We start from the raw sequence: 21,110 nt of genomic DNA on the forward strand, positions 1-21,110 counted from the left end.
AGTTGGCAATGGCACTGCTGGAAGTTCGCGACCTCTCCGTTGTCTTCGCCCGCAAGGGCGAGCCGCCGGTGACCGCGGTGGACGGGATCTCCTTCGACGTCGAACCGGGCAAGACCGTCGGCCTGGTCGGCGAGTCCGGCTGCGGCAAGTCGGTGACCTCGCTGGCGATCATGGGCTTGCTGCCGCCGCGCGGAGCGGAGGTGTCGGGCTCGGTGTCCTTCGACGGCACCGACCTGCTGACGCTGCCGAAGAGGGAGCTCGACGCCCGGCGCGGCAAGGACCTGAGCATGGTGTTCCAGGACCCGCTGACCTCGTTGAACCCGGTGGTGCCCATCGGGTTGCAGGTCTCCGAGGTCATCGAGCGGCACCGCGGTCTGCCCCGCAAGCAGGCGATGCCCGGGGCCGAGGAGCTGCTGCGCAAGGTGGGCATCCCGGACCCGAACCGGCGGCTCAAGGAGTACCCGCACCAGCTCTCCGGCGGGATGCGGCAGCGGGCCCTGATCGCGATGGCGCTGGCCTGCAAGCCCCGGTTGCTCATCGCGGACGAGCCGACTACGGCGCTCGACGTGACGATCCAGGCGCAGATCCTCAAGCTGCTCTCGGAGCTGGTCGCCGAAACCGACACCGCGCTGATCATGATCACCCACGATCTCGGCGTGGTGGCGGGGTTGTGCGACGAGGTGAACGTGCTCTACGCGGGTCGCGTGGTCGAACGCGCTGCGCGGCACGAGCTGTTCGCCCGGCCGAAGCACCCCTACACCGCGGGCTTGCTGGCCTCGATCCCGCGACTGGATTCGCCCCGCGGGCAACGCCTGTCGCCGATTTCGGGTTCGGTGGCCGACAACATCCCGTGGGACACCGGTTGCGCGTTCTGCCCGCGCTGCCCGAACGCCAGCGATGTGTGCGAGCGCGAGACCCCCGAGGTCAGCATCGACGCGGGAGCGCGGTTGCTGCGCTGCCACAACCCGGTTCGCGGAACGATCTCGAACAGCGCGGAGGCGTCATGAGCGAAACCAGTGGCGTCATGAGCGAGGACGTGCTCGTCGAGCTGCGCGACGTGAAGGTGCACTTCCCGATCAAGAAGGGCGTGGTGCTGGACCGGACCGTCGGCCACGTCTACGCCGTGGACGGGGTGTCGCTGAGCATCCAGCGCGGTGAGACCTACGGTCTCGTCGGGGAGTCCGGTTGCGGCAAATCGACCCTGGGCCGCGCGGTGTTGCGGTTGGAGAAGCCGACCGGCGGCGAGGTCGTCTTCGACGGCACCGACCTGTCCGGCATGAAGGGCGAGGAGCTGCGCAAGATGCGGCAGCGGATGCAGATGGTCTTCCAGGACCCGCTGTCCTCGCTCGACCCGCGCCAGTCGGTGGAATCGCTGTTGGTGGAGGGCATGCGTGCGCACGGCCTGGCTGACGACAAGGCGTCCACCGACAAGCGGCTGCGCGAACTGCTCGATGCCGTCGGATTGCCGCCGACCGCGCTGCGCAAGTACCCGCACGAGTTCTCCGGCGGTCAGCGCCAGCGCGTTGGCATCGCCCGCGCGCTGTCGGTCGGCCCGGAGCTCGTGGTGGCCGACGAACCGGTGTCGGCGCTGGACGTCTCGGTGCAGGCGCAGGTGCTCAACCTGCTGGAGGACCTGCAGGAGGAGTTCGGCCTGACCTACCTGGTGATCGCGCACGACCTCGCCGTGGTGCGGCACATCGCCGACCGGGTGGGCGTGATGTACCTGGGCGGCATCGTCGAGGAGTCCACATCGGACGATCTTTACGGACAGCCGCTGCACCCCTACTCCAAGGCGCTGCTGTCGGCGGTCCCTGTGCCGGACCCGCAGGTCGAGGACGGTCGCGAGCAGATCCTGCTCACCGGCGACCTGCCCTCACCGGCGAACCCGCCGTCGGGTTGCCGGTTCCACACCCGCTGCCCGTGGCGGCAGGAGGAGCGCTGCGACACCGAACGCCCGGCCCTGCGGGAGATCGGGGCGGGGCACCGGGTCGCCTGCCACTTCGCCGAGGAGATCCGAGACGGTGAGCTCCAGCCCCGCTCGACGCCGGAAGCGGCAGCCCCGACGGCGTGATCCTGGCGGTTTCTCGCGAGCCCGTTCCCTCGCGGCCGACGTCCACATAGGATCTTCGGCTGGGGAAGGGAGGTCGCGCTTGAAGTACAGCAGCGCGCTCCGGTGCTCGGCCTGCGAGCACCGGGCTGTTCTGGACCGAACCGTCGCTGCCCGGCTCGTCGCCGAGACCAACCAGTCGCTGGTGCTCTACGACTGCCCGGTGGGCAACGGCGTGCACGTCAGGAATCCGGATTTCGAGAAGGGCCCGATCGCGTAGAGCGTGGTCGCAGATCGGGCCCTCTGGCCGTCACACCGGTGTCGGCTCCAGCGCTGGCTGACGCCGGGCGATCCGCATGCTGCCCAGCAGCACCCCGCCGACGACCACCGCCCCGGCGGCGAGTTCGAACGGGTGCGGCTGCTCGCCGAGGATCAGCCAGGCCGTGCTGAACCCGACGATCGGTACCAGCAGCGAGAACGGAGCCACCGTGCTCGCCGGGTACCTGGCGAGCAGTGTCGTCCACAGGCCGGACCCGACCACGGTGGCCAGCAGCGACGTGTAGGCCAGACCGGCCAGCGCGGCAGTCCCGGTCGGGGAGTCCAGCACCGTGGTGACCGCTGCCCAACCGGTCGTCGGCCCCTCGAACAGCGCGGACGCCGCGAACATCGGCAGCGGTGGGACGATGGCGATCCACAGCGAGAGGTGCAGCGGTTTCGGCGCTTCGGCCTTGCGGCTGCACAGGTTGCCCAACGCCCAGGAGAACGCGCCGCACAACGTGATCAGCATCGGCAGCAGCGTCGCGGTCTGCGCGCGGTGCCAACCGATGGCGACCATGCCCAGCACCGCCGTGGTGATGCCCAGCACCTGGACCGGGGTGAGCTTCTCGCGCAGCAGCAACGCGCCCAGCAGCACGGTGAACGGCGCAGACCCCTGCTGCACCAGCGAGGCCAGCCCGGTCGGCATGCCGATCTCCATCGCGACGAACAGGAACGCGAACTGCGAGGTCCCGAAGAGGAGGCCGTAGCCGAGCAGCCAGCGCCACTTCACCCGCGGGAACGGCACGAAGAACAGGATCGGCAGCAGCACGGCGAAGCGCAGTCCGGCGAAGAAGAACGGCGGGAAGTGCCCCAACCCCTGGTCCAACGCGATGAAGTTGCCGCCCCAGAGCACTGCGACGACCACCGCCAGCAGGCGATCTCTCGTGGTCATACCGCTCAGCCTGCGTCGACCGTCTGTGAAGCACAAGCGATACTATCTGCAAGTACTATGTAGGATTCCTCTATGGACGTTCGCAGGTTGAGGCTCCTGCGCGAGCTGGCCGATCGGGGCACGGTCACCGCGGTCGCCAACGCCCTGTCCTACACGCCTTCTTCGGTGTCGCAGCAGATCCGGGCCCTGCAGGCCGAGGTCGGGGTGCGGCTGACCGAACCGGCCGGTCGTGGCCTGCGCCTCACCGACGCCGGCTGGGCGCTGGCCACCCGCGCCGACGAGGTGCTGGCCGCGCTGGACCGGGCCGAGGCCGAGCTCGACACCTACCGCTCGTCGCCGCGCGGCGTGGTCCGCGTCGCGATGTTCCCCTCCGGTGCGTTCCTGCTGCTCCCGGGTGTGCTGCGGCGCATCGCCGAGCACCCGCAGGTCCGCCTGGAGGCTCGCGACGTCGACATGGTGCCGTCGGAGGTCCCGCGCCTCACGGCCGACTTCGACCTGGTCGTCACGCACCGGGACGACCAGGCTCCGCCGCACGACGGCGACCGGGTCGCGGTCACCCCGCTGCTGCGCGAGCCGCTGGACGTGGCGATGCCGCTCGGGCACCCGCTGGCCGGCCGCGAACGCGTCGAGCTCACCGAGCTGGTCGGCGAACCCTGGCTGAGCGTCGACATCGGTTTCCCCGTCGACGACGTGCTGCGCTCGCTGGCGGTGCGCACCGGTGTGCGGCCGATCGTCGTCCAGCGCATCAACGACTTCCGGGTCACCGAAGCGCTCGTCGCCGCAGGTCACGGCATCGCGCTGCTGCCCAGGTACACGGTGAACAGCTCACAGCTCGTGATGCGCCCGCTCGCCGGGGTCCGCGCGGGCCGCAACATCGAGGTCGTCTCCCGCAAGGGCGCCACCGAACGCCCGGCCGTGCAGGTCGCCCTCGACGCCCTCACCGCCGAAGCCCGCGCCCGGACGGAGGCCAACTCACCGGGGTGAGTTGGCGGCCGCCCAGCGGCAGATCGCGGCGAGTTCGTCGCCGTGCTCTTCGAGCGTGTCATCCACGACGCCCACGACGGGCAGGTGGCCTTCGCGCACCACGTCCGGCGGCCTCGGGATGTAGCCCTTCTCGTGCACGCCCGTGCTGCCCGGGCCCGGGGTGCCCTCGGCGAGGTGTCCGGTGGTGCGGGCGTAGCGCGACAGGACCCTGGGTTCGCGCAGGTCGCGGTCGGTGCCGAACCACTGCTGGCTCAACGGGAACAACGCGCTGAGCGCGTCCCACCAGCCCTCGGCGGCCAGCACCAGCCCGGGATGCCGCAGGTGCAGCTCCTCGACCAGCAGCCGGTACCCGGCGAACACGTCGTGGCGGGGGTCGTCGAAGTAGTAGCCCACGGTGTCCAGGAACGCCGCGTCCACGCCGAACTCGTCGACCAGCGCGGAGATCGACTCCACCAGGTGCGCGCGGAACCCGGGCTCGGCGGGGTTGAGGAAGACCTGATCGCCCTCGCCGGAGCGGTCGGAGTCCCAGTCGGGGCGGTTGAGCAGCTCCACGTAGCGGTCGGTGTCGTTGCGCATCACCGCCCGTTCCCAGTCCGGGTACTGCGCCACGTTGGCGCCGTGCCCGCCGAACATCGGCATCAACCGGAACCCGAGCTCGTGCGCGGTGCGGACGAGCTCGGCGAACCCCTCGTCGCCGCCGAGATCAGCACCGGGCCGGTAGCGCGGGTAGGCGTAGTAGTAGCGGCCCTCCCAGCCGGGCAGGTAGGCGAGCACGCGATGCGGGTCGATGTGCTGCGCGACGAAGCGGAGGGCCTCGCTCATCTGCGAGAACGTGTTGAACACGTAGCCGGTCCAGTGCTGGCCGTGCAGCGTCACGACGAGCGCGGTGTCGCGCAGCCAGCCGGGCACGTCCGGCCGGGACTCCCACGGCCGCAGGCCGTGCGCGTTCTCGACGAATCGCAGGTGCTCGTCCAGGTCCGGGTCCGGTGACGAGGCGTCCTGGCGCAGCCGGATCTCCGGGACCCGGCACGTCGTCCCGCGCGCCGACGCGGCAGGCACGTGCAGCAGCTCCGCGATCGGCTCGGGCGAGTGGGCGGGTGTGTTGACGTGCAGCACGTGCCTGCGCACCGACGGGTCCCGGACGCTCAGCAGCGAGCAGTCGGACTCCGAGCCGACGGCCACCCACGGCGTCGCCCAGTCCGGGCTCGGGTACTCCAGCTGGAAGCGCTCGTGGTGGCTGTGCGAGCGGCCGGTGTTCGGCGCCCACCAACCCGCGCTCAGCTGCCGCTGCGGCAGACCGCGCAGCAGCAGCTTGACGGCCTTGATCGGCTCGGTGTGCTCCGCGGTGATCGACCAGGTCAGCACGCCGTCCCGGAGCGCGACGTCGACTCCGACGACACCGGCGTCGACGGTTCGCTGCTGCCCGAGCGCGGCGTAGCCGGTGCGCACCTGCACGCGACCGGCGTCGACGAGCGGTTCCGCGGGTCGCAGGCCGTAGCCGTTGGTCGTGGTGAACACCTGCACCGACCAGCTCAGCGGACCGCCTGGCACGGGGAAGCGCGGATCGCGGGGATCGAAGCTCAGGTCGGTGTCGATCAGGCTCATCTCGGCACCGATGCGTAGCCGATCGCCTCCTCCACCAGGTAGGCCAGGCTGTCGGCCTCCTCAGCGGTGAAGATCAAGGTGTCTCCGGGAGGTAGCACGAGTCCGACGCGGTCACCCATGACCAGCACGGTCACGTTCCCGCAGCCGTTCGTCGTGGCGCACTCGATGCGCCACCGCAGCTGCTCCGTCGGATCTTCGGTCGGCCACATAGCCACATCACTGAACCGTGCGAACTCTCGAACATCAAGTTCCATGAACCGTTCGAGTGATGGCCTGGGCGGGGAGCAGAGGAGTAGGTGCGGCTATGCCCCGACGTCACCCCGTGTGAGCCGCTTCGACTAGTTCTCCCCCCAGGGGCGCCGCTTCGACATCCCTGCGACGCGAGTCCATATGCCCGTTCGCGCGCCGGGCAATACCGACTTCAGTCGAGTCCGTTCCCGATCTAGCGTGGGGGTCGTCCTCGGCCGATGGGCTGTGCGGGCTCATGGATCCCCGGGTCCGGTCCGCTCTGCCCTGTTACCGGAGTTGTGCCCGTGACCGGCGATTTCCCGCCACCCGGTGCCCGGTGGCGGTCGAGCGGCAGTCCGTACCCTTGCAGGAGCCGAACTGCGCTGCCCCCGACCAGAACGGATGTCCATGATCGAGTGGCTGAACACGATCCCGGCCGGGGTGATCTACCTGGTGGTTGGGGGGATCATCGGGCTGGAGAGCGTGGGAATCCCACTGCCCGGCGAGATCTTGCTGGTCAGCGCCGGTGTCGCGGCCTCGCACGGGGTGATCAACCCGATCTTGCTCGCCACCTTCGCCTCGATCGGGGCGATCGTCGGCGACTCGATCGGGTACGCCATCGGCAAGCGCTTCGGCCGCAAGCTGCTGACCTGGCTGGGCACCAAGCTGCCGAAGCACTTCGGGCCCAAGCCGCTGGCCCAGGCGGAGAAGCTCTTCGAGCGCTGGGGCGCCTGGACGGTGTTCGGCGGCCGGTTCGTGGCGCTGCTGCGCATCCTCGCCGGGCCGCTCGCGGGCAGCCTCGGCATGCCGTACCGCAAGTTCCTGCTGGCCAACGCGACCGGCGGCATCGCATGGGCGGGCCTGGTGACCGCCATGTCCTACGGGTTCGGCCTGGTCGCGGGCCAGTGGTTCCACCGCTTCTCGTGGATCGGCCTGGTCATCGCCGTCGCCTTCGCCTGGTGGAGCACCCGCATCATCCAGAAGCGCGTGGAACGAGCCGAAGCCGAAGAACCAGAACCAGCCCGATCCACCTGACCGCCCCCTCGGGAAGCACACCCCGCCCAACCCGGCACGGAGGCGACCCGAACACGGTGGTATTCGATCCCACGATCGCGGCGGCGAACCGGGTGATGACCGGAATGCCGCCGTGATCAGGACCCGGAATACCGCCGTGATCGGATACCTGACCACGGCGGTGATCGGGTTGCCTGAGCCCGGGGACTGGCTGGGTTCGGTCAGCGAGAAGCCCGGTTGGCCGCCGAGACGACTGCGCGGAGCATGGCCGTGATGGTGGAGGTGTCCACGCCGACGCCCCAGAAGACGTCGTCGCCGACGGCGCACTCCAGGTAGGCCGCCGCACGCGCGTCGTCGCCCGAGGTGAGCGCGTGCTGGTGGTAGTCCAGGACGCGGATGTCGTAGCCCACGGTGGTCAAGGCGTCGACGAACGCCGACACCGGCCCGTTGCCGCGACCGGTGATCTCGCGCTGCTCGCCGTCCACGACCACCGACGCGGTGATCGTCTCGTCGCCGGACTCCCCAGACGAGCTCTGCCGGACCAGCCTCAGCGGAGCGTCGGCCTCCAGGTACTCGGCGGAGAACGCCGTCCACATGTCGGCCGGGCTGACCTCGCCGCCCTCGCCGTCGGTGTGGGCCTGCACGGCCTTGGAGAACTCGATCTGCAGCTTGCGCGGCAGCTCGAGCTGGTGCTCGGTCTTCATCACGTACGCCACGCCGCCCTTGCCGGACTGCGAGTTGACCCTGATGACGGCCTCGTAGCTGCGGCCCACGTCCTTGGGGTCGATGGGCAGGTACGGGACTTCCCACGGGTGCTCGTCGACGGACCTGCCCGCCTTCTCGGCTTCGACGCCCAGCGCGTCCAGGCCCTTGTTGATGGCGTCCTGGTGGCTGCCGGAGAACGCCGTGTAGACGAGCTCGCCGCCCCACGGGTGTCGCTCGGCGACCGGCAGCTGGTTGCAGTGCTCGACGGTGCGCTTGACGTAGTCGATGTCGGAGAAGTCGATCTGCGGGTCGATGCCCTGGCTGAACAGGTTCATGCCCAGCGCGACGAGGTCGACGTTGCCGGTCCGCTCGCCGTTGCCGAACAGGCAGCCTTCGATGCGGTCGCCGCCGGCCTGGTAGCCCAGCTCGGCGGCGGCGATGCCGGTGCCGCGGTCGTTGTGCGGGTGCAGCGACAGGATCACCGAGTCGCGGCGGGCCAGGTTGCGGTGCATCCACTCGATGGAGTCCGCGTAGACGTTCGGGGTGGCCATCTCGACGGTGGCGGGCAGGTTCAGGATGACCGGCCGCTCCGGGGTGGGTTGCCAGATCTCGGTGACCGCGTCGCACACCTCGACGGCGTAGGACAGCTCGGTGCCGGTGTAGGACTCCGGCGAGTACTGGAACCGGAAGTCGGTGTCCGGGTACTTGCCCGCCAGCTCCAAGGCCAGTTCGGCGCCCATCTTGGCGATCTTCTTGATGCCTTCGCGCTCCTCGCGGAACACCACGCGGCGCTGCAGGATCGACGTCGAGTTGTAGATGTGCACGATGGCCTTCGCCGTGCCCTCCAGGGCCTGGAAGGTGCGCTCGATCAGCTCCGGCCGGCACTGGGTCAGCACCTGGATGCGCACGTCCTCGGGGATGGCGCCGTCCTCGATGATCTCGCGGACGAAGTCGAAGTCGGTTTGGCTGGCCGCCGGGAACCCGACCTCGATCTCCTTGTAGCCCATCTGCACCAGCAGCTCGAACATGCGGCGCTTGCGGGCGGGCGACATCGGGTCGATCAGGGCCTGGTTGCCGTCGCGCAGGTCGACGGCGCACCACAGCGGGGCCCGCGTGATCCGCTTGTCCGGCCAGGTGCGGTCGGGCAGCGAAACGTCCTCGACGAGCTCGTGGAACGGTTTGTACCGGTGGAAGGGCATCGAGCTGCCCTGCTGCGGGTTCCACGACGGCTGACCGGCGGGCGCGGGCTTGGACGGCTTGCGCACACGGCCGATGAACGGGGCCTGCGCGTCGGGGGTGTTGCTGCTCATGAGAGGCGTTCTCCTGGTCGCTTACCGGTTCTCGGACTGCATGGGAGACCGGCGCGTTCGTACCCCGCGACGAGGGGCCGGTCTAGGAGACCCCGTCGCGGCGGCGAAGCAGGAGAACGCGAGCCACGGAGCAAGGCTAACCGCAACAAGGGCCTGCAACGCAAGCGGCCCTTCCAGATCGTGGGACCCAGCTGGCCGGTAGCGGTCGAACGAGCTTGCCAATCCCGCCGCTTCTCGTGCAACACTGTGATCGTGACCGAGGAAGTTCGTACCGGCGCCCGCGGGAGCGGCGTGCGACGCGCTGACCTGCGGCGCGGGTGGGGCCGTTTCGTCGACGTGCTGATCCTGGTGGTGCGCTGGGCGGGGCTTGTGTGCGCCTCGCTGCTGGCGACCCATGTGATCCTCACCATCGGCAGCGCGAATCCGGACAACGGGATCACCCAGTTCGTGGCCTCCGTCGCCGATCCGCTCGCCCTCGGTTTCCAGGACCTGTTCACCCCGGCCGACCCGCAGCTGGCGGTCCTGCTCAACTACGGCATCGCGGCCCTCTTCTGGCTGTTCATCACCTCCATCGCCAGGCGGATCCTCGCCGCGCTGCGCTGACCGCGTTCCTGGCCCAGCGCGGTTGTGACGCACACCGTCGTGTGATCCCGTCTTCGCGGACACCGTCGCGGCAGCTCGGCTTGGCAGGATCGAGGTGACCCCCGGTCGCTCGGCGTGGAGCGCAGGCCCGGCGACCCGAAGGGATTGCGGTTGACCAGCGGCGGGCTCCCTGGACTCGAAGCACCTCAGTGGCTGCGGCGGATGCTGCGCCCGATCGCCATCCCGACGGATTGGACCCGCGTCGTCGCGGCCGCCGTCGGCGTGGGGGTCCCACAGGTGGTCGGTCTGCTCACCGGACGCACCGACGAAGCCGTGCTGGCCTCGGTCGGCGCGCTCTGCGCGAGCTTCTCCGACGTCACCGGCTCCTACCGGTTCCGGCTGCGGCGCCTGGCGATCGCCGTGCTGCTCGGTGCGATCGGCTTCGCCGCGGGCGCTCTCGCCCCCGGTCCGCTGTGGGCGGCGGTCGCCGTGCTGGTGGTGTCGGTCCCGTCGGTGCTGGCCAGCAGGTTGGGGGAGCTGTGGTCCTCCGGCGGCGCGCACATGCTGACCTTCTGCGTGGTGGCGACCGGCCAGCGCTCCCAGGTGCTCGCGCTGCCCGACCAGGTCGCCTGGTTCCTGGCCGGTGAAGTGCTGGTCCTGGCGCTGGCGGCGGCGAGTTGGCCGCTGCGCGCAACGGCCCCGGCCAGGGACGCGGTCGCGGAGATCTTCACCGCGATACTGCGGATGTTCGGTCCCGGCGAGGCGGTCACCGCCCGGCAGCGGCTGACCAAGGCGCTCGACACCGCGCACGACGTGCTCATCGGTGGCGCGTCGATGTCGCGCAGCCGGGTCCGCGACCGGCTGCACCTGATCTACCTGCGCGCGACCCCGGTGGTGGAGGCGGCGGTGTCGGTCTCGCACGCCGGGATCACCCCGCCGCTGCGCACCCGCGAGGCGCTGGCAGGACTGGCCCACTGCGTCCGCACCGGTGAGCTCCCGCCCCGCTTCCAGCCGGGGACGACCGAATCCGCGTTGGTCAGGGCTCTGGACGAGGGGATCGCCGAGCTCGTCGACGCGTTCCGCGACGCCAAGCGCTCCCCAGCCCCGGGCAGGCAGCGCGAGCGGCTGAGCATCGGTGCCACGACCTGGTGGCAGGTGCTGCGGATGCTGCTGTGCCTGGCTCTGGCCGAGGGGTTCGCCCTGCTCGCGGGCCTGGAGCAGGGCTACTGGATCGCGCTGACGGTCGCGCTGGTGCTGCGTCCCAACTCGGGTTCGGTGTTCGCCCGGACCGTGCTGCGCGCGCTCGGCACGATCCTCGGCGTGCTGGTGGCGTGGGCGCTGCTGGCGCTGCTCCCGCCCGGTTGGTGGCTGGTGCCGTTCATCGTCGCCTTGGCCGGGAAGCTGCCGGTCGCGCTGAGCAGGCACTACGGGTTGTTCAGCGCAGTGGTGACGGCGCTGGTGCTGCTGCAGATGAGCCAGCAGGCGCAGTTCTACCCCGCGGCCCGGCTGGTGGACACGTTCGTCGGCTGCGCGATCGTGCTGGTGGTCGGGTTCCTGCTGCGCGGCGTGCGGGGAGGACCGTCGTTGCGGGACGGTGTCGGCGACGCGGTCGAGTCGGTGGCCGACTACCTCTCCCGTTCGCTGGCGGGTGCCGAGCACGGTCGTCCCGCGCTGCGCCGCCGCACCTACCGGCAGCTCGCCGACCTGCGCTCTCGCCTGCAGCAGCTGCTGATGAGCCCGGACCGCCACGCCGAGGCCGAGGCGTGGTGGCCGACGATCGCGGTGCTGGAGCGGGTCGTCGACGCGGCCACCGAGCAGGCCGTCCGAGCAGGCGACACCGATCTCCAGCAGGCGCAGCGCCTGGTCTCCGCGATGCGCACCGTCAACCGCCGCCTGCGCGCTGATCCCGAGGTCCGCCCGGACTCCCTGCACGCCGAACTCGATGCGATCTACCAGCACCTGACCACGAGGTGAAGGGATGCCGAGTCAGGTGATCTCGTGGAGGGTGGCGTGCAGGCGTTCCGCGGCTTGCCAGACGTCGAGGTAGGAGAGCCAGGCCGGGGCGAAGTTGAAGCGGATCAGGTCGGACTCGGCGAACTCCACCAGCACGCTGCGGTCCAACAGCAGATCGGCGATGCGCTGCGCTTGCTCGTGCCGCAGGCAGACCTGCGCGCTTCGCGGGGAGCCGGCGGTGCGCACCTCGATCGCCGCCTCCGGGCAGAACGCGCCGATGCGCTCCAGGAACAGCTCCACCAGGCCCGACGTCTTCGCCGCGAGCGCTCCGACCGGGACACCGTCGAGGTTGGCCAGCACGTCCCGGAGTTCGGCCGCCGCGAGGGTCGCGGCCGGTCCGGCGAAGCCCTCGGCGAGCGGGTGGCGCAGGCCGCCGGTCGGGGAGGACGCCATGTGCCGTTCGGCCACGAAGCCGAAGGACGGCGCGGTCGTGCTCCCGCCCAGGAACTTGTGCCCGCATCCGATCGCGAAGTCCGCGCCCCACCCGTGCAGGTCGACGTCCAGCGCTCCGGCCGAGTGGCTGAGGTCCCACAGCGTCAGCGCCCCGCCACCGTGGATCCGGGCGGTGATCGGTTCAGCGTCGCGCACGGCGCCCGTGCGCAGGTCCACGTGCGAGAGCGCGACCACCGCGATCTGGTCCAGCGGCAGCGAGGCGAGGTCGTCGGCGCCGTCGATCAGCTGCAACCGGCCGCCGATGTGGTCGGCGGCGGACTGGGCGAGGCAGCGGTCGATGCCGAAGCAGTCGCGTCCGACGGCGAGCACCGGCCGTCCGGGGCGGAGCTCGGCAGCCGCGACCAGGGCCTTGAACAGGTTGATCGAGGTCGATTCGGCGACGGTGAGCTCAACGGCGGCAGAGCCGACCAGCGGGGCCAGGGCGTCTGCCGCGAGCCGCGCCTCGCGGCGCCACTCCGCGCCGGAGGTGCGGCCGCTGCGTGGTTCCCAGCGGTGCTGGACGAACCGGCGCAATCGCGCGGGCGAGGTGCGCGGCATCGGACCACCGCTGTGGCCGTCGAGGCGGATGACTCCGGGGACGAGGTCGTAGCGCAGGCGCAGTCCAGCGAGCACGTCGGCGTCATCAAGCGCTTCCGCGGTCGTTCTGATACTCGTCCACACGAGTGAAGTCATACCGCATCGGAGAACCACATGTAACCGAAGTGGTGATCATCTGCCGAAGATTGGAAGGGGTCGTCATGCGACCGGACCATTGTTCTGGTCCGTTCAGCTCCGGTGAGGTGCAGATGGGGATGTTCCCGTTGAACTCGCGCCATCGCGGTGATCCGCCACCGGTTCAGCGCGGTTGCTCCGCGCACTCCCGGCACGTCTTCGCCGAGTTCGCCAGCGCCGAATGCGCGGCCGCGGTGCCCGCGGCGATGATCAGCAGCAGCGGCCAGTTGTCGGCCAGCGGTAGTGCGGTGGCCAGGGCGATCGTGGTCAGCGGCATCGCGATGCTGGCGGTGGTGCCGGTCCAGGCCATGATCAGCGGCAGCCGGTCCGGCACCGACAGGCGCCGGGTGATCAGCAGCGCGGCGCAGCCGACGACCGCGGCGGTGCCGGCGATGGTGGCCAGCAGTTGCGCGGTCTGCGACGGCGGGACGCCCTGATCGCGGCCGATCGTCCACGCCAGGTGCCAACAACCGAGCAGCACCGGCACGGTCGACAGCAGCGCGAACGCGGTGTGCCGGGTCTGGGCGACGGTGAGCTCCTGCTGGCAGCTGGGCGCGACCTCGGCGGGCGTGCCGAACTCGCGCACCGCGTCCCGCACGGCCTGCTCGGGAGGCAACCCGGCTTCGACGCGCGCGGCCGCGGTGTCGGACAGGCCGTCGCGGATCTCCCGCACCATGCGCGCCTTGGCGCGCGCGGGCCCGCGCAGTTCGGCGGCGAGCTCGTCGGCGTAGCTCTCGATCGCGTTCACGCGTTGCTCCCGGGGTTGAGCACGGCGCCGATCGCGGCGGTGAACTGCCGCCAGTCGGCGCGTTCCCCGGCCAGGCTGCGCCTGCCTTCGTCGGTGAGCCGGTAGCAACGCCGACGTCGTTCGCCGATCGATTCCCAGCTGCTGGTCAGCAGGCCGAGTCGTTCGAGGCGCTTGAGGGCGGGGTAGATGGTCCCGGTGCGCAGTTCGAGCGCACCGCCGCTGCGGTTCATGACCGCGGTGATGATCGCGTAACCGTGCAGCGGTCCGGGTTCGAGCACGGCGAGCAGCAGGCCGTCCAGGTGTCCTCGCACCGCGTCCGCCTTCATGCGTCTCATTATATCGGGTGAAGGTAGGCAGGGTATATATTGCCTGCCAACCTATTGCTGAAAGCACACGGAGGTCCTGCGATGACCGCGCTGCTGCTGTCCGTGCACGTCCTGGCGGCGATCGTGCTGATCGGCCCGATCGCCGTCGCCGCCTCGCTGTTCCCGCGCCACGCCCGCACCGATCCGAACTCCGGCGTCCCCCGGCTGCTGCACCGGATCTGCCGCGGCTACGCGCTGGCCGGCATCGCTGTCCCGGTGTTCGGCCTGGCAACCGGCCTGCAGATGGGCGTCCTGGGCGACCCGTGGCTGCTGATCTCGATCGTCCTGACGGTGATCGCGGCGGTGCTGCTGGCGCTGGTGATCCTGCCCGCGCAGGCCGCGATGCTCACCGAACCGGTCGCGGCCGCGGCCAAGCGGCTGACCATGACCACCGGCGTCTTCAACCTGCTGTGGGCGGCCGTGGTCGTGCTCATGATCGTCCGTCCCGGCTCGTCGACGGGAGCCTGACGGTGCGCGCGCTCAAGATCGCCGCAGCGGTGGAAGCCCTGACCCTCGTGCTCCTGCTGGGCAACCTGGTCACGGTCCACGTGCCGGAGCTCAGCTCCTCGCTCGGCCCCGTGCACGGCGCGGCCTACCTGATCACCATCGCAGCAGCCCCCGCCGCGATCCCCACCCGAGCGCGCTGGCTGGTCCTCATCCCGGGAATCGGCGGCCTCCTGGCCCTCTCGCGCTCCTCAGCCGGGTGAGGGCTGCAGATCTGCGCGCGGAATCCGATAGGGGATCAGAAGCGGGGCGTGCCCCACGATTCGGTGAAGACGAGGTCGGTGAGCGGCTTCCGGACTCGGGGGCGGAGTTCTTTCTCAACGAGGCGTTCCGGCATGTCGTCCAGGTTGCCGACGTCGCCGATCGCGATCGCCACCATCGGCTCGAAGTCGTTCGGGACCGAGAACGCCACGCGGGCCGCGTCGCGGTCGAAACCTGCCATCTGGTGCGCGTGCAAGCCCTCCGCCACGGCCTGCAGGACCAGGTTCTGGGCGGCCAGCGCGAGCCCGTACTCCCCGTAGGGCATCGGTTCGCCGTCGGAGTTGACCGATTGCGCGACGCCGATCGCCAGCGCGGCCGCGTCGCCGGCCCAGCCCTTGTTCCCGCGCGAGAGCGTGCCGTGGATGCGGTCGAAGGTCGACTCGCCTCGGCGGGCGGCGATGAAGCGCGCGGGCTGCGTGTTGCCCCACGACGGAGCCCACCGGGCGGCCTCGAACAGCGCGGCGAACTGCGCGTCGTCGATCGTCGCCGCCGGGTTCAGCGCGCGCGGGCTCCAGCGCTTCGCCAGCAGCGGGTGCAGCGGAACCGAGGTGTCCGCGGTCTTCTCCAGTTCGGTCACCGAAACCTCCCGGCAGCAGAGTTCGTCCATGGAACCGCGAGGACCACCCTCGCAGCTCGGCCGCTGAGGTTCCACCACTCGCGCCGCCAGGAAAGACGAGTCAGATGGCGTAGTCCCAGGCCGTCAGCGAGTAGGCGCCGAGCCAGGAGCCGAAGAACACGAGCAGCACCGCTGTGGTGACGGCCGTGGCCGGAGTCCTCTTGCTCAGTCCGATCGCGACCGGGATGAGCAGCGGGAACGCGGGCAACATCAACCGCACCTTGGAGTACATCAGCCCGTCCGAGCCCAGGTCCAGCACCAGCACGGCGGCGGCGAACAGGACCAGCGGCCACGGCAGCCGGTGCCAGACGCACAGCGCCAGCAGCACGATCGCCGCCAGCACCACCCAGACCGTGAAGGTCTCGAAGACCGACTTGTCCTCGGTCAGCGCCTCGACAACGAATTGCGCGGTCTTCGCACCGCCGTCGAAGGCCGAGGACCAGCCGCGGGCCTGCAACTCGAAGTAACCGTTGAGCTTGCCTGTCTGCAGCCCCACCCAGCCGATGTAGGCGATCACGCCCAGCGGTGCGAGCAGCACGGCCAGCCACGGTCGCCAGGAGTCCCGGCGCTGGACGATCGCGATCACGGCGGCCAGCCCGATCACCCCGACCAGGGCGGCGGCGGTCGGCCGGATCAGCCCGGCGGCCGCGCAGCACAGCCCGGCCAGCGGCCAGTTGCGCTCGACCACGCCGATCAGCGCCCAGATCGACAGCGCGCAGAACAGCGCCTCCGAGTAGGCCATCGACAGCACCACCGACATGGGCGCCGCTGCGAACAGCACCACCAGCAGCAGACCGACCCGGCGGGTGCCGCCGAGCCGTTCGCCCAGCCGCGCCAGGCCGTACGCGGCGACGACTCCGCAGACCAGGCTCGCGGTGATCGCCGCGCCGATCGTGCTCACGCCCGGGATCAGCGCGATGGCCATGATCAGCAGCGGGTAGCCGGGGAAGAACGCCAGCGGGGTCTCCGGGTACCGGTGCCCGAAGCCGTCCACCATGCTCGGGTTCACGCCGCCGTAGCCGTGGGCGGCGATCTCGGTGTACCACTGCCCGTCCCAGGCGTTGAGGTTGTCCAGCAGGGATTCGTCGTTGACTGCGGAGAGCCAAGCTAGTACGAGCAGTCCCACCAGCCGAATTGCGAGGTAGACCACAGCCGGGGTCAGCGCGATGATCAACCGACGCCGTTGCGGTGCACCCGCTCGCGTGCCGACGCTCACTCGCGACGCCTGCCGTTTCCGCTGCGTAACCGCGGTGTTTCCGGTATCCCCCAGGGGTGGTTCCAGCGCGCCCTGCGTGGTGGACAACCCTACGCTCCGCTCTTGTCGACAATCGCGTCCCACAGGGTAGACGTGACGTTCGTGATTGGGGTTCACCCCCGGTGGTCGGTAGGCTAGTCCGGCAGCGGAGCGACCTGGTAAGAGGCCGTTTCGGTCGTGATCGACCGACGCTGTCTCCCGCCGGTCGCGGGGCGGAGGGCACATCCAACCCGGATGTCCCGCTGCTCTTCGTCCACCCGGTGTCAGCACGGGGACAACCCGTGCCCGGGACGGCCGCAGCGGTCGAGGAGGTTTGTTTCACGTGGCGCTCGTCGTCCAGAAGTACGGCGGTTCCTCGCTCGAGAGTGCTGATCGCATCAAACGGGTCGCCGAACGCATCGTCGAGACCCGCAAAGCGGGCAACGACGTCGTGGTCGTCTGCTCCGCGATGGGTGACGCCACTGACGAGCTGCTCGACCTCGCCAAACAGGTCAACCCGGCGCCGCCGGAGCGGGAACTCGACATGCTGCTGACCGCGGGGGAGCGGATCTCCAACGCGCTGGTCGCGATGGCCGTCGAGTCGCTCGGTGTGGAAGCCCAGTCGTTCACCGGCTCGCAGGCCGGCATGATCACCACCTCGGCGCACCAGAACGCGCGGATCGTCGACGTCACGCCGGGACGCGTCCAGGAGGCGCTGGCCGAGGGCCAGGTCGCGCTCGTCGCCGGGTTCCAGGGCGTTTCGCAGGACACCAAGGACATCACCACGCTCGGTCGTGGCGGCTCGGACACCACCGCGGTCGCGGTGGCGGCTGCCATGAACGCCGACGTGTGCGAGATCTACACCGACGTGGACGGGGTCTACACGGCCGATCCGCGCATCGTGTCCGACGCGAAGCACCTCGACCACATCACCTACGAGGAGATGCTGGAGATGGCGGCGACCGGCGCGAAGGTGCTGCACCTGCGCGCGGTGGAGTACGCCCGCCGCTACGGCGTGCCGCTGCACGTCCGCTCGTCTTACTCGCCCAAGCCCGGCACGACGGTGTCCGGTTCAGTGGAGGACCTTTCCGTGGAACAGGCGATGATCACCGGCGTCTCGCACGACCGGTCGGAGGCCAAGGTCACCGTGCGCGGTGTGCCGGACAACCCGGGCGTCGCGGGGCGCATCTTCCGCGTGGTCGCAGACGCCGAGATCGACATCGACATGGTGCTGCAGAACGTCTCCGGCATCGCGTCCGGCAAGACCGACATCACCTTCACGGTGGCCCGCAGCAACGGTGCGGTCGCCGTGGCGGAGCTCGAGAAGATCTCCGGTGAGGTCGGGTTCGAGGAGGTCGTCTACGACGACAAGGTCGGCAAGGTCTCGCTGGTCGGCGCGGGCATGCGTTCGCACCCGGGCGTGACGGCCACGTTCTGCGAGGCGCTGTCCAACACGGGCGTGAACATCGACATCATCAACACCTCGGAGATCCGCATCTCCGTGTTGATCCAGGACACCCAGCTCGACACCGCCGTGCAGGCCCTGCACGCGGCCTTCGGGCTCGGTGGCGACGAGGAAGCGGTCGTGTACGCGGGGAGTGGTCGCTGATGAGTTCTGCACGGGTGGCTCCCACCTTGGCCATCGTCGGTGCGACCGGTGCCGTCGGCACGGTCATGATCGACATCATCAACAACCGCGACTCGGTGCCGTGGGGTGAGATCCGGCTGATCGCCTCGCAGCGCTCGGCCGGCAAGAAGATCACCGTCCGCGGCGAGGACAACACCGTGGTCGCGCTGGCCCCCGAGGCGTTCGACGGCGTGGACATCGCGCTGTTCGACGTGCCGGACGAGATCTCCGCCGAGTGGGCCCCGGTGGCCGCCTCGCGCGGTGCCGTCGCGGTCGACAACTCCGGCGCCTTCCGGTTGGACCCCGAGGTGCCGCTGGTGGTGCCCGAGGTCAACCCGGAGAAGGTGCACGAGCGCCCCAAGGGCATCATCGCCAACCCGAACTGCACGACGCTGTCGATGATGGCCGCGCTGGGCGCGCTGCACCGCGAGTTCGGTCTGCGCGAACTGGTCGTCTCCTCCTACCAGGCTGCTTCCGGTGCTGGGCAGGACGGCATCGACCGGCTCTACGCGGAGCTGGAGGCGGTGGCGGGCAAGCAGCTCGGCGTCCGCGCCGGTGACGTCGCCGAGGCCCTGGCCGCGGCCGGTCTGCCCGCCGAGACCCCGTTCAACGCGCCGCTGGCGCTCAACGTGGTCCCGTGGGCGGGTTCCCGCAAGGACGACGGCTGGACCTCCGAGGAGCTCAAGGTCCGCAACGAGTCCCGCAAGATCCTGGGGATCCCGGAGCTGAAGGTCTCCGCGACCTGCGTCCGCGTCCCGGTGCTGACCACGCACTCGCTGGCGGTGCACGCCACCTTCGAGCGCGAGGTGTCGGTGGAGCAGGCGCACAAGCTCTTCTCCGACCAGCCGACGATCGTGCTGGACGACGACCACGACAACGGCGTGTTCCCGACCCCGGCGGCCGTCGTCGGCGGCGACCCGACCCACGTCGGCCGCGTCCGCCAGGCGCTGGACTTCCCGAACACGCTGGACTTCTTCGTCTGCGGCGACAACCTCCGCAAGGGTGCGGCCCTCAACACCTACGAGATCGCCGAAACACTCGCCAAGTGACCTGATCACCGGCACGACGAGGGCGCTCCCTCCTGGCCACAGGGGGTGGGCGCCCTCGTCCGCCCGGAGGAGCGCGTCGACGATCTTGCCCATGTGCCGGTGCGCGGAGGCGAGCGCTCCTGCGTACTTCGACGTCCCCCGAAGCCGTCGGCGACCGTTCTCGTCGACGGGTGGGTGCGCGGAGATCTCCAACGGCATGGGTTCGTCCATGGCAGAGCGGCCCTATGGGCCCGCGGACCGATCTCGACGCGCTGGAGGATCGGGTCGTCGAAGCGGGAGTGATCCTGGGCACCCCGCCTGGGCCGACCGGGTGCCATCCGGGCGGATAGGTTCGTGGCATGAGCTCTGTCCCGGTCGTTCTGGGTGTCGATCTCGGCACCACTGCCACCAAGGTCGTCGCCGCAGGCACCGATGCGCGGGTGCTGCACACCACCGAGCGCGGCTATCCGCTGCGCACCGACGAGTCGGGTGAGGCCACCCAGGACGCGTCGGAGGTGCTGCGGGCCGCGGTCGAGGCGCTTTCCGACTGCGTGATGTGGGCCCGGGAGCAGGGGCACGAGGTCGCCGGGCTGTCGTTCAGCAGCGCGATGCACACCCTTGTCGGGTTGGACTCCCGAGGCGTACCCGCCACGCGCGCGTTCAACTGGGCTGACACGCGGGCCGCCGACGTCGCCGCGCGGCTGCGCGCCGAGCCGGAGACGTCCTCGGCGCTGCACCGGGCGACCGGAACACCCGTGCACACCCAGTCGGTCATGGTGAAGCTGGCCTGGCTGACCTCGGCCGGAGCCGACATCGGCGAGGTCGAACGCTGGTGCGCGCTCAAGGACTTCGTGGTCACCGCCTTCACCGGCGAGTTCGTCACCGAGCACTCGCTGAGCTCCGGCAGCGGTCTGCAGGACATGCACTCGCTGACCTGGCACGAACCAGCGCTGGAGGTCGCGGGCATCCGCGCCGAGCAGCTGCCGGAACTCCGCGAGCCGACCGCCTCGGTCCCGCTCGCGCCGCAGGTCGCCGAGGCCGTCGGGCTCCCGGCCGGTTTACCGGTCGTGCTCGGCGGCGGTGACGGGCCACTGGCCAACCTCGGCGTGGGCGCGGTGACCCCCGGTGTGGCGGCGCTGTCGCTGGGCACCAGCGGCGCTCTGCGGGTGACCCGGGACAAGCCGGGCGTGGACGACCGCTGCCGCACCTTCAGCTACGCGATCGCCGACGGCTTGTGGGTGATCGGTGGCGCGGTGAGCAATGGCGGCGTTGCCGGCCAGTGGGCCGCGGAGGCGTTCGGCGTGGACGTCGCGGACCTGCTCGAGGAGGCCGCCCAGGTCTCGGCCGGGGCCGACGGCCTGATGGCCTTGCCGTACCTGCTCGGCGAGCGCGCACCCTGGTGGGAACCGGGCCTGACCGGCGCTTTCCTCGGCCTGCGCCGCTCGCACGGCCGCGCCGAGATGACCCGCGCCATCATCGAGGGTGTCGCCCAGCAGCTCGCCCTGGTCCGCGACGCGGTCACCGAATCCGGCGCGGAGGTCCGAGCGGTGCGCGCCACCGGCGGAGGTTTCCGCAGCCGCATCTGGGCCGAGACCATCGCCTCCGCCCTGAACATGGACCTCGACCTCGCCGAAGGCAGCGGAGGGTCGGGTCTGGGAGCGGTCCTGCTGGCCTGGCGAGCCCTGGGCGAGATCGACTCCCTGGCCCACGCCGCGGAACTGGTCGCCGTCGAATCCGAGATCGCCCCGGATCCGGCCGCAGCGGACCTCCTGGCCCGCCGCCGACCCCTCATCGACCAACTCCACCACACCCTCCGCGACCTGCCCCTCTGACCCCTGACCCGGCCGGGCTCCGAGGTTCGCGGG

The 21,110-nt window shown here is 70.4% G+C and carries 21 protein-coding genes; 12 read left to right on the forward strand and 9 right to left on the reverse strand.

Features of this window, described 5'->3' with window-relative positions:
- The first annotated feature begins 8 nt into the window (after window positions 1-8).
- The 3 genes from E1161_RS14445 (at window position 9) to E1161_RS27170 (ending at window position 2,327) form a co-directional block, all read left to right on the forward strand.
- Window positions 9-1,007 (forward strand): ABC transporter ATP-binding protein, encoded by a 999-nt coding sequence (locus E1161_RS14445; protein WP_132623590.1) that lies wholly within the window; start codon window positions 9-11, stop codon window positions 1,005-1,007.
- Window positions 1,008-1,024: 17 nt separating this feature from the next.
- Window positions 1,025-2,071 carry an ABC transporter ATP-binding protein gene (locus E1161_RS14450; protein ID WP_165939798.1) on the forward strand — a complete coding sequence of 349 codons (1,047 nt, stop codon included), beginning with the start codon at window positions 1,025-1,027 and terminating at the stop codon, window positions 2,069-2,071.
- 79 nt (window positions 2,072-2,150) lie between these two features.
- Complete coding sequence (locus E1161_RS27170; protein ID WP_165939794.1) at window positions 2,151-2,327, forward strand: hypothetical protein; 177 nt, start codon at window positions 2,151-2,153, stop codon at window positions 2,325-2,327.
- A gap of 30 nt (window positions 2,328-2,357) precedes the next feature.
- Here the strand turns inward: E1161_RS27170 and E1161_RS14455 are convergent, their stop codons facing one another.
- Entirely contained in the window at window positions 2,358-3,257 is a 900-nt protein-coding gene (locus E1161_RS14455; protein ID WP_132623594.1) for an EamA family transporter, read from the reverse strand.
- Between the two features lie 72 nt (window positions 3,258-3,329).
- Between E1161_RS14455 and E1161_RS14460 the strand changes: the two genes are divergently transcribed.
- Entirely contained in the window at window positions 3,330-4,241 is a 912-nt protein-coding gene (locus E1161_RS14460) for a LysR family transcriptional regulator (RefSeq protein WP_132623596.1), read from the forward strand.
- Here the strand turns inward: E1161_RS14460 and E1161_RS14465 are convergent.
- Entirely contained in the window at window positions 4,230-5,846 is a 1,617-nt protein-coding gene (locus E1161_RS14465) for an alpha-amylase family protein (protein WP_132623598.1), read from the reverse strand. The two genes, E1161_RS14460 and E1161_RS14465, sit on opposite strands and share 12 nt — an antisense overlap.
- A complete protein-coding gene (locus E1161_RS14470; RefSeq protein ID WP_235875034.1) occupies window positions 5,843-6,055 on the reverse strand; it encodes a hypothetical protein in 213 nt (70 codons plus the stop codon). The genes E1161_RS14465 and E1161_RS14470 overlap by 4 nt, the downstream gene beginning before the upstream one ends.
- A 421-nt stretch (window positions 6,056-6,476) precedes the next feature.
- Here E1161_RS14470 and E1161_RS14475 point away from each other — a divergent pair, with 421 nt between their 5' ends.
- Entirely contained in the window at window positions 6,477-7,109 is a 633-nt protein-coding gene (locus E1161_RS14475; RefSeq protein WP_132623602.1) for a DedA family protein, read from the forward strand.
- A 200-nt stretch (window positions 7,110-7,309) separates the two neighbouring features.
- Here the strand turns inward: E1161_RS14475 and leuA are convergent, their stop codons facing one another.
- The gene (gene leuA, locus E1161_RS14480) at window positions 7,310-9,103 is read right to left on the reverse strand and encodes a 2-isopropylmalate synthase (protein ID WP_132623604.1); all 1,794 of its coding nucleotides are present in this window, start codon (window positions 9,101-9,103) and stop codon (window positions 7,310-7,312) included.
- A gap of 252 nt (window positions 9,104-9,355) precedes the next feature.
- Between leuA and E1161_RS14485 the strand changes: the two genes are divergently transcribed.
- Window positions 9,356-9,706 (forward strand): hypothetical protein, encoded by a 351-nt coding sequence (locus tag E1161_RS14485; protein ID WP_132623606.1) that lies wholly within the window; start codon window positions 9,356-9,358, stop codon window positions 9,704-9,706.
- Between the two features lie 114 nt (window positions 9,707-9,820).
- On the forward strand, window positions 9,821-11,659 hold the full coding sequence (locus tag E1161_RS14490; protein WP_235875024.1) for an FUSC family protein: 1,839 nt from the start codon (window positions 9,821-9,823) through the stop codon (window positions 11,657-11,659).
- A gap of 12 nt (window positions 11,660-11,671) precedes the next feature.
- Here the strand turns inward: E1161_RS14490 and E1161_RS14495 are convergent, their stop codons facing one another.
- From E1161_RS14495 to E1161_RS14505, 3 genes are all read right to left on the reverse strand, one after another.
- Window positions 11,672-12,763: an aminotransferase class V-fold PLP-dependent enzyme gene (locus tag E1161_RS14495; protein WP_235875025.1), complete on the reverse strand. Its 1,092-nt coding sequence runs from the start codon at window positions 12,761-12,763 to the stop codon at window positions 11,672-11,674.
- Between the two features lie 223 nt (window positions 12,764-12,986).
- Window positions 12,987-13,610 (reverse strand): permease prefix domain 1-containing protein, encoded by a 624-nt coding sequence (locus E1161_RS14500; protein WP_132623610.1) that lies wholly within the window; start codon window positions 13,608-13,610, stop codon window positions 12,987-12,989.
- Complete coding sequence (locus E1161_RS14505; RefSeq protein ID WP_132623612.1) at window positions 13,607-13,936, reverse strand: PadR family transcriptional regulator; 330 nt, start codon at window positions 13,934-13,936, stop codon at window positions 13,607-13,609. Before E1161_RS14505 ends, E1161_RS14500 begins: the two co-directional genes overlap by 4 nt.
- A gap of 81 nt (window positions 13,937-14,017) precedes the next feature.
- On the opposite strand from E1161_RS14505, the gene E1161_RS14510 reads away from it, so the two are divergent.
- Together E1161_RS14510 and E1161_RS14515 are read left to right on the forward strand one after the other, a co-directional pair.
- Window positions 14,018-14,443 (forward strand): DUF2269 family protein, encoded by a 426-nt coding sequence (locus E1161_RS14510; RefSeq protein WP_132623614.1) that lies wholly within the window; start codon window positions 14,018-14,020, stop codon window positions 14,441-14,443.
- A 2-nt stretch (window positions 14,444-14,445) separates the two neighbouring features.
- Complete coding sequence (locus tag E1161_RS14515; RefSeq protein ID WP_235875026.1) at window positions 14,446-14,682, forward strand: hypothetical protein; 237 nt, start codon at window positions 14,446-14,448, stop codon at window positions 14,680-14,682.
- 35 nt (window positions 14,683-14,717) lie between these two features.
- Here E1161_RS14515 and E1161_RS14520 read toward each other — a convergent pair whose 3' ends face one another.
- A complete protein-coding gene (locus E1161_RS14520; protein ID WP_235875035.1) occupies window positions 14,718-15,308 on the reverse strand; it encodes a nitroreductase family protein in 591 nt (196 codons plus the stop codon).
- A gap of 109 nt (window positions 15,309-15,417) precedes the next feature.
- On the reverse strand, window positions 15,418-16,572 hold the full coding sequence (locus E1161_RS14525; protein WP_235875027.1) for a glycosyltransferase family 39 protein: 1,155 nt from the start codon (window positions 16,570-16,572) through the stop codon (window positions 15,418-15,420).
- A gap of 361 nt (window positions 16,573-16,933) precedes the next feature.
- On the opposite strand from E1161_RS14525, the gene E1161_RS14530 reads away from it, so the two are divergent.
- The 3 genes from E1161_RS14530 to E1161_RS14540 all read left to right on the forward strand — a co-directional run bounded on the left by E1161_RS14530 (window position 16,934) and on the right by E1161_RS14540 (window position 21,077).
- Entirely contained in the window at window positions 16,934-18,199 is a 1,266-nt protein-coding gene (locus E1161_RS14530) for an aspartate kinase (protein WP_132623620.1), read from the forward strand.
- Window positions 18,199-19,266, forward strand: coding sequence for an aspartate-semialdehyde dehydrogenase (locus tag E1161_RS14535; RefSeq protein ID WP_132623622.1), 1,068 nt, complete (start codon window positions 18,199-18,201; stop codon window positions 19,264-19,266). The genes E1161_RS14530 and E1161_RS14535 overlap by 1 nt, the downstream gene beginning before the upstream one ends.
- A gap of 338 nt (window positions 19,267-19,604) precedes the next feature.
- Window positions 19,605-21,077 carry a gluconokinase gene (locus E1161_RS14540; RefSeq protein ID WP_132623624.1) on the forward strand — a complete coding sequence of 491 codons (1,473 nt, stop codon included), beginning with the start codon at window positions 19,605-19,607 and terminating at the stop codon, window positions 21,075-21,077.
- Window positions 21,078-21,110 lie beyond the last annotated feature (33 nt).

It is taken from the genome of Saccharopolyspora aridisoli, from assembly GCF_004348445.1.
Lineage (GTDB): Bacteria > Actinomycetota > Actinomycetes > Mycobacteriales > Pseudonocardiaceae > Saccharopolyspora > Saccharopolyspora aridisoli.